Below are 6,412 nucleotides of genomic sequence, written 5' to 3'. Positions count from 1 at the left end.
CCTTCACCCCCTGTACGAGAGGACCCATCCCATGGCCGACGCCCCCGCCGGCAAAGTGACCTTCGTCGGCGCCGGCCCCGGCGCCGCCGACCTGCTGACGTTCCGCGCCGCGCGCGCCATCGCCGAGGCCGACGTCGTGATCTGGGCGGCCAGCCTGGTCCAGGAGGAGGTCCTCGAACACGCCCGCGAGGACGCGGAGATCCTCGACTCGGCGACCATGTCCCTGGAGGACGTCGTCGCCGTGTACGAGCGGGCCCGCGCCGAAGGGCTGAAGGTCGCCCGTATCCACTCCGGCGACCCGGCCCTGTGGGGCGGCACGCAGGAGCAGGTCGATCGTTGTGCCGGGCTCGGCATCGCGACCGAGATCGTGCCCGGGGTGTCGTCCTTCTCGGCCGTCGCGGCGCTCGCCCAGCGCGAGCTGACCATCCCGGAGGTCGCGCAGTCGGTCGTGCTGACCCGGCTCGGCGGCGGCAAGACGCCCATGCCGCCCGGCGAGGAGGTCCGGGAGTTCGCCAAGCACGGCACCACCATGGCGGTGTTCCTCTCCGCCGCCCGCAGCGGGCAGCTCGTTCGGGAGCTGCTGGAGGGCGGCTACCCGACGACGACCCCGGTCGTGGTGGCCTACCAGGCGACCTGGCCGGAGGAGCTGGTCGTGAAGTGCACGATCGGCACGCTGGAGGAGACGGTCAAGGAGCACAAGCTCTGGAAGCACACCCTGTTCCTGGTCGGCCCGGCGCTCGACGCGAGCGGCACCCGCTCGCACCTGTACCACCCGGGGCACTTCCACGGGTACCGCAAGGCCGACCCGGAGGCTCGGCGGGCGCTGCGCGAGCGGGGGGCGAGTACGTGATCACGGTGGTCGGCACGGGGACGGGGGCGGCGCCTTCCGACGACGTCCTCGCCGGTGCCGGGCTGGTGGTGGGCGGGCGGCGGCATCTCGACGCCGTCCGGCTGCCGGAGACGGCCGAGCGGGTCGTGCTCGGGCCTCTCGGGCCGGCTCTCGACACCGTCGGCGCGTACGTCGAGAAGGACCGTCCCGTCGTCGTGCTGGCCTCCGGCGACCCCGGGTTCTTCGGGATCGTGCGGGTGCTGGCCGAGCGGTTCGGGCCGGAGCGGCTGGATGTGCGGCCCGGGGTGTCGTCGGTCGCGGCCGCGTTCGCGCGGATCGGGCTGCCGTGGGACGACGCCGTGGTGGTGAGCGCCCACGGGCGGGAGCTGCGGACGGCCGTCAACGTGTGCCGGGCGCAGCCGAAGACGGCCGTGCTGACCGGTCCGGGCGCGGGTCCGGCGGAGCTGGGTGCCGCGTTGCGGAACGCGGCGCGGGTGCTGGTCGTCGCGTCCGGGCTCGGCTCGGACGCGGAGCGCGTGGAGCGGGTGACGCCCGCCGAGGCGGCAGCCCGGGACTGGGGCACGGCGGTGAACGTGGTGCTGTGCCTGGACGAGGCGCGGGCGCTCGGCCCGGTGCGGACGGTCGCGGGGCCCGGGGAGCGGCCCGCCGGCTGGGCCCTGGAGGAGACGGAGTTCGCCCACCGGGACTCGATGATCACCAAGTTCGAGGTGCGGGCGCTGGCCCTCGCGCGGCTGGGGCCGCGCCCGGGCGACCTGGTGTGGGACGTGGGCGCGGGCTCGGGGTCCGTGGCCGTGGAGTGCGCGCGGCTCGGTGCGGCCGTGACCGCCGTGGAGAAGACCGCGGACGGCGTGGAGCGCGTGCGCGCCAACGCCGCCGCGCACGGCGTGGACGTGCGGGTGGTGCGGGGCGCCGCGCCGGAGGCGCTGGCGGAGCTCGCCGAGACCCCGGATGCCGTGTTCGTGGGGGGCGGCGGGCGCGAACTGCCCGCGATCGTCGCCGCGTGCGCGCGGCGTGCCCGGCGCACGGTGGTCGTCGCCATGGCGGCGCTCGACCGGGTGCCGGCCGCGCGCGAGGCCCTGACGAGCGCCGGTCTCACCTGCGACGGCGTGCTCCTGCAGTCGTCGCGGCTCGCGCCGCTGCCCGGGGACGTGACCCGGCTCGCGGCGACCAACCCCGTTTTCCTGCTGTGGGGCGTCCGGCCCCCGGCAGCTGTCGAAGAAGGAGTCGCCCAGTGATCGGCCTCATTTCCGCCACCGCGGCGGGAGCGGCTGCCCGGGACCGGCTGGCCGCCGCGTGGCCGGACCGCACCCGGGTGTACGAGGGTCCCGTCGGGGACGCCGTACGGACCGCGTTCGCACAGTGCGAGCAGCTCGTCTGCTTCCTGGCGACGGGCGCGGTGGTGCGGCTGGTGGCACCGCTGCTGTCCGGCAAGACCGAGGACCCGGGCGTGGTGTGCGTCGACGAGGGCGGGCGGTTCGCCGTGTCCCTGCTGGGCGGGCACGCGGGCGGCGGCAACGAACTGGCCCGCGAGGTGGGTGACCTGCTGGGTGCCGAGCCGGTGGTGACGACGGCCACGGACGCCGTGGACCTGGCCGGCCTGGACGCCCTCGGCCTGCCCGTGGAGGGCGATGTCGCCGGGGTGTCGCGGGCACTGCTGGACGGCGAGGCCGTGGCGTTGCGGGCCGAGGTGGCCTGGCCGTTGCCGCCGCTGCCGGTGACGGACGAGGGGGCGTACACGATCCGGCTCACCGACCGGCTCGTGACGGCGGCCGGGCGCGAGGCCGTGCTGCGTCCGCCGACCCTGGTCGTCGGGGTCGGGGCGTCGAATGGCGCCCCCGTGGAGGAGGTCCTCGGGCTGGTCGAGGAGGCCCTGCGGGAGGCCGGGCTGTCGGTGGCGTCCGTCGCCGAACTCGCCACCGTCGACGCCAAGGCCGAGGAGGCCGGCATCGTCGAGGCCGCGCGGCGGCTCGGGGTGCCGCTCGTGACGTACTCCGCCGAGGAGCTGGCCGGGGTCGACGTGCCCAATCCGTCCGACGCGCCGCTCGCGGCCGTCGGCACCCCGTCCGTGGCGGAGGCCGCCGCGCTCGTCGGCGGGGGCGAACTCCTCGTCCCCAAGCGGAAGTCGGCCGCGAGCCCGGCGATGGCGACCTGCGCCGTCGTACGGCGGCCGGGGCGCGGGCGGCTCGCGGTGGTCGGGCTCGGGCCCGGCGCGCGGGACCTGCTGACGCCCCGCGCGAAGGCCGAACTGCGGCGCGCTTCCGTGCTCGTGGGGCTCGACCAGTACGTCGACCAGATCCGTGATCTGCTGCGGCCCGGCACCCGGATCCTGGAGTCGGGGCTCGGCGCCGAGGAGGAGCGGGCACGCACGGCGGTCGAGGAGGCCCGCAAGGGGCAGGCCGTCGCGCTGATCGGCAGCGGTGACGCAGGCGTCTACGCCATGGCCTCCCCCGCCCTGGCCGAGGCCTCCGACGACATCGACGTGGTCGGTGTGCCCGGGGTGACGGCGGCGCTCGCGGCCGGTGCGATCCTGGGCGCCCCGCTGGGCCACGACCACGTGTCGATCAGCCTGTCCGACCTGCACACGCCGTGGGAGGTCATCGAGCGGCGGGTCCGGGCGGCGGCCGAGGCGGACATCGTGGTCACCTTCTACAACCCCCGTTCACGCGGCCGTGACTGGCAGCTCCCCAAGGCGCTGGGCATCCTCGCCGAGCACCGGACACCTCAGACGCCGGTCGGTGTCGTGCGCAACGCCTCGCGGCCGGACGAGACCAGCCGGCTCACCACCCTGGGCTCCCTCGACCCGGCCACGGTCGACATGATGACGGTCGTGACCGTGGGCAACACGGCAACCCGGGACATCGCGGGGCGCATGGTGACGCCGCGCGGCTACCGCTGGCAGGCAGCGCAGGAGGGGGCCGAGTGAACCGCGTCGTCCATCCGATCGAGGTGGAGTCCTACCGGCGGCTGCGGGCCCGGCTGGACACCTCGCACTTCCCGCCGCTGACCCGGGCGGTCGTGGAGCGGGTCATCCACTCCGCCGCCGACCTCGACTACGCCGGCGACCTCGTCCTGGACGAGGCCGACCTGGAGAAGGCGCATGCGGCGCTGCACGCCGGGGCGCCCGTGGTCGTGGACGTGGAGATGGTCGGCGCCGGCATCACCCGGCGCGAGACCGTCTGCCGTCTGAAGGACGCCGAGTCCGGTCCCGGTCTGACCCGGTCCGCGCACGCCATCCGGCTCGCCTACGAACAGGTCGGCCCCGGCGCCCTCTGGGTGATCGGCAACGCGCCGACCGCGCTGGAGGAGCTGCTGACGCTCGACGCCGACCCCGCGCTCGTCGTCGGGCTGCCGGTCGGTTTCGTCGGAGCCGTCGAATCGAAGGCCGCGCTGCGCGAGAGCGGCCTGCCCGCCGTGAGCAACGTGTCCGAGAAGGGCGGGTCGGCGGTCGCCGCCGCCGCGCTCAACGCCCTGCTGTACCACCCCACTTCCGCCGAGGAGAAACTGTGACCACCCCGCCCGCCCTGCTCATCGCCGGCCACGGCACCCGGGACGACGCCGGAGCCGAGGCGTTCCGCGACTTCGTACGGCAGCTGGGGACCCGGCACCCCGAACTGCCCGTCGCGGGCGGCTTCATCGAGCTGTCCCCGCCGCCGCTGGGCGAGGCCGTCACCGAGCTGGTCGAGCAGGGTGTGCGGCGTTTCGCCGCCGTCCCGCTGATGCTGGTGTCCGCCGGGCACGCCAAGGGCGACATCCCGGCGGCCCTGGCCCGCGAGAAGGAGCGGCACCCGGGCATCTCGTACACCTACGGGCGTCCGCTCGGCCCGCACCCGGCGCTGCTGAACGTGCTGGAGCGGCGGCTGGACGAGGCACTGGGCTCGTCGGACCGCTCGCCCGGGGACCGTTCCGATGTGACGGTGCTGCTGGTCGGGCGCGGCTCCACGGACCCGGACGCCAACGCCGAGGTGCACAAGGCGGCCCGGCTGCTGTGGGAGGGACGCGGCTACGCGGGCGTCGAGACGGCGTTCGTGTCACTGGCCGCTCCGGACGTGCCGAGCGGGCTGGACCGCTGTGTGCGGCTGGGCGCGCGCCGGATCGTGGTCCTGCCCTACTTCCTGTTCACGGGCATCCTGCCGGACCGGGTGCGGCACCAGACGGAGGGCTGGGCGGCCGCGCACCCGGAGGCCGAGGTGCTGTCGGCCGACGTCATCGGGCCGGAGCCGGAGCTGCTGGACCTGGTGTGGGAGCGGTACGAGGAGGCCGTCAAGGGCGATCTGCGGATGAACTGCGACTCCTGCGTCTACCGCATCGCGCTGCCGGGCTTCGAGGACAAGGTGGGCATGCCGCAGCAGCCGCACTTCCACCCGGACGACGACGACCACCACGGGCACGGACACGGGCACGGACACCATCACGGTGCTCACTCGCATGCGCACTGAGAGCGGGCACGATCTGCGTCACCACGGGGACGCGGAGGTCCGCGACGACGGCGGTTCGCTCGTCGACCTGGCCGTGAACGTCCGTGCGGACACGCCGCCGGTCTGGCTGCGGGAGCACATCGCCGCGTCGCTCGGGGGGCTCGCGGCCTACCCGGACGGCCGGGCGGCGCGGGCGGCGGTGGCCGGGCGGCACGGGCTGCCGGTGGAGCGGGTGCTGCTGACGGCGGGGGCGGCGGAGGCGTTCGTGCTGCTGGCGCGGGCGCTGAAGATGCGGCGGCCGGTCGTCGTCCACCCCCAGTTCACGGAGCCGGAGGCGGCGCTGCGGGACGCCGGGCACGACGTCGGCCGGGTGCTGCTGCGGGAGGAGGACGGTTTCCGGCTGGACCCGGCGGCCGTCCCCGAGGACGCGGACTTCGTGGTGATCGGCAACCCGACGAACCCGACGTCGGTGCTGCACCCGGCGGACGCGATCGCCTCACTCGCCCGGCCCGGGCGGGTGCTGGTGGTGGACGAGGCGTTCATGGACGCGGTGCCGGGCGAGAGCGAGGCCCTGGCGGGCCGCGTGGACGTGCCGGGCCTCGTGGTGCTGCGCAGCCTGACCAAGACGTGGGGGCTGGCCGGTCTGCGGATCGGCTACGTGCTCGCGGCGCCGGAGACGATCGAGGACCTCGAGCGGGCGCAGCCGCTGTGGCCGGTGTCGACTCCGGCGCTGGCCGCGGCCGAGGCGTGTGTGGGGCCGCGTGCGGTGGCGGAGGCGGCTCACGCGGCGCACCGCATCGCCGCGGACCGCGCCCATCTGCTGGCCGGCCTCGCCCGTTTCACCCCGGCCGGGCTGCGGGTGGCCGGGCCCGCACAGGGCCCGTTCGTCCTGCTCCGCCTGCCGGAGGCGTCCGCCGTCCGCCGGCGCCTGCGCGACCTCGGCTACGCCGTGCGCCGCGGGGACACGTTTCCCGGCTTGGACGAGGAATGGCTGCGGCTGGCGGTGCGGGACCGGAGGACAACCAACAAATTCCTGGCGGCACTCGAGCGGGCGCTGCGGCACTGAGGCCCGGGCTTCGGTGGGCACCGGAGCAGTCCCTGAAGCCCGAGCCCCGCCTCCTCGAATGCTCTCGCCGCCCCCCCCCGC

6 protein-coding genes are annotated in these 6,412 nt (G+C 75.5%); all 6 read left to right on the top strand.

Features of this window, described 5'->3' with window-relative positions:
• Nucleotides 1–31 precede the first annotated feature (31 nt).
• Genes cobM through cobC form a run of 6 tightly spaced genes read left to right on the top strand, consistent with a single transcriptional unit; the run spans nt 32 to nt 6,331 of the window.
• The gene (gene cobM / locus K4G64_RS25285; protein ID WP_221758299.1) at nt 32–850 is read left to right on the top strand and encodes a precorrin-4 C(11)-methyltransferase; all 819 of its coding nucleotides are present in this window, start codon (nt 32–34) and stop codon (nt 848–850) included.
• Nucleotides 847–2,085 (top strand): precorrin-6y C5,15-methyltransferase (decarboxylating) subunit CbiE, encoded by a 1,239-nt coding sequence (gene cbiE / locus K4G64_RS25280; protein ID WP_221758298.1) that lies wholly within the window; start codon nt 847–849, stop codon nt 2,083–2,085. The genes cobM and cbiE overlap by 4 nt, the downstream gene beginning before the upstream one ends.
• On the top strand, nt 2,082–3,773 hold the full coding sequence (gene cobJ / locus K4G64_RS25275; protein ID WP_221758297.1) for a precorrin-3B C(17)-methyltransferase: 1,692 nt from the start codon (nt 2,082–2,084) through the stop codon (nt 3,771–3,773). The genes cbiE and cobJ overlap by 4 nt, the downstream gene beginning before the upstream one ends.
• Entirely contained in the window at nt 3,770–4,357 is a 588-nt protein-coding gene (locus tag K4G64_RS25270) for a precorrin-8X methylmutase (RefSeq protein ID WP_221758296.1), read from the top strand. Before cobJ ends, K4G64_RS25270 begins: the two co-directional genes overlap by 4 nt.
• Nucleotides 4,354–5,286, top strand: coding sequence for a sirohydrochlorin chelatase (locus K4G64_RS25265; RefSeq protein WP_221758295.1), 933 nt, complete (start codon nt 4,354–4,356; stop codon nt 5,284–5,286). The genes K4G64_RS25270 and K4G64_RS25265 overlap by 4 nt, the downstream gene beginning before the upstream one ends.
• The gene (gene cobC, locus K4G64_RS25260; protein WP_221758294.1) at nt 5,276–6,331 is read left to right on the top strand and encodes an Rv2231c family pyridoxal phosphate-dependent protein CobC; all 1,056 of its coding nucleotides are present in this window, start codon (nt 5,276–5,278) and stop codon (nt 6,329–6,331) included. Before K4G64_RS25265 ends, cobC begins: the two co-directional genes overlap by 11 nt.
• Nucleotides 6,332–6,412 lie beyond the last annotated feature (81 nt).

Origin of the sequence: Streptomyces sp. WAC04114, assembly GCF_019733245.1 — a bacterium.
In the GTDB taxonomy this organism is placed as follows: Bacteria; Actinomycetota; Actinomycetes; order Streptomycetales; family Streptomycetaceae; genus Streptomyces; species Streptomyces massasporeus_A.
Note: the sequence above shows the minus strand (reverse complement) of the source record. Positions and strands in the feature narration are given on the sequence as shown.

Coding starts and splice junctions, on each gene's coding strand:
- cobM (WP_221758299.1), top strand. CDS start 32: ATGGCCGACGCCCCCGCCGGCAAAGTGACCTTCGTCGGCGCCGGCCCC.
- cobC (WP_221758294.1), top strand. CDS start 5,276: ATGCGCACTGAGAGCGGGCACGATCTGCGTCACCACGGGGACGCGGAG.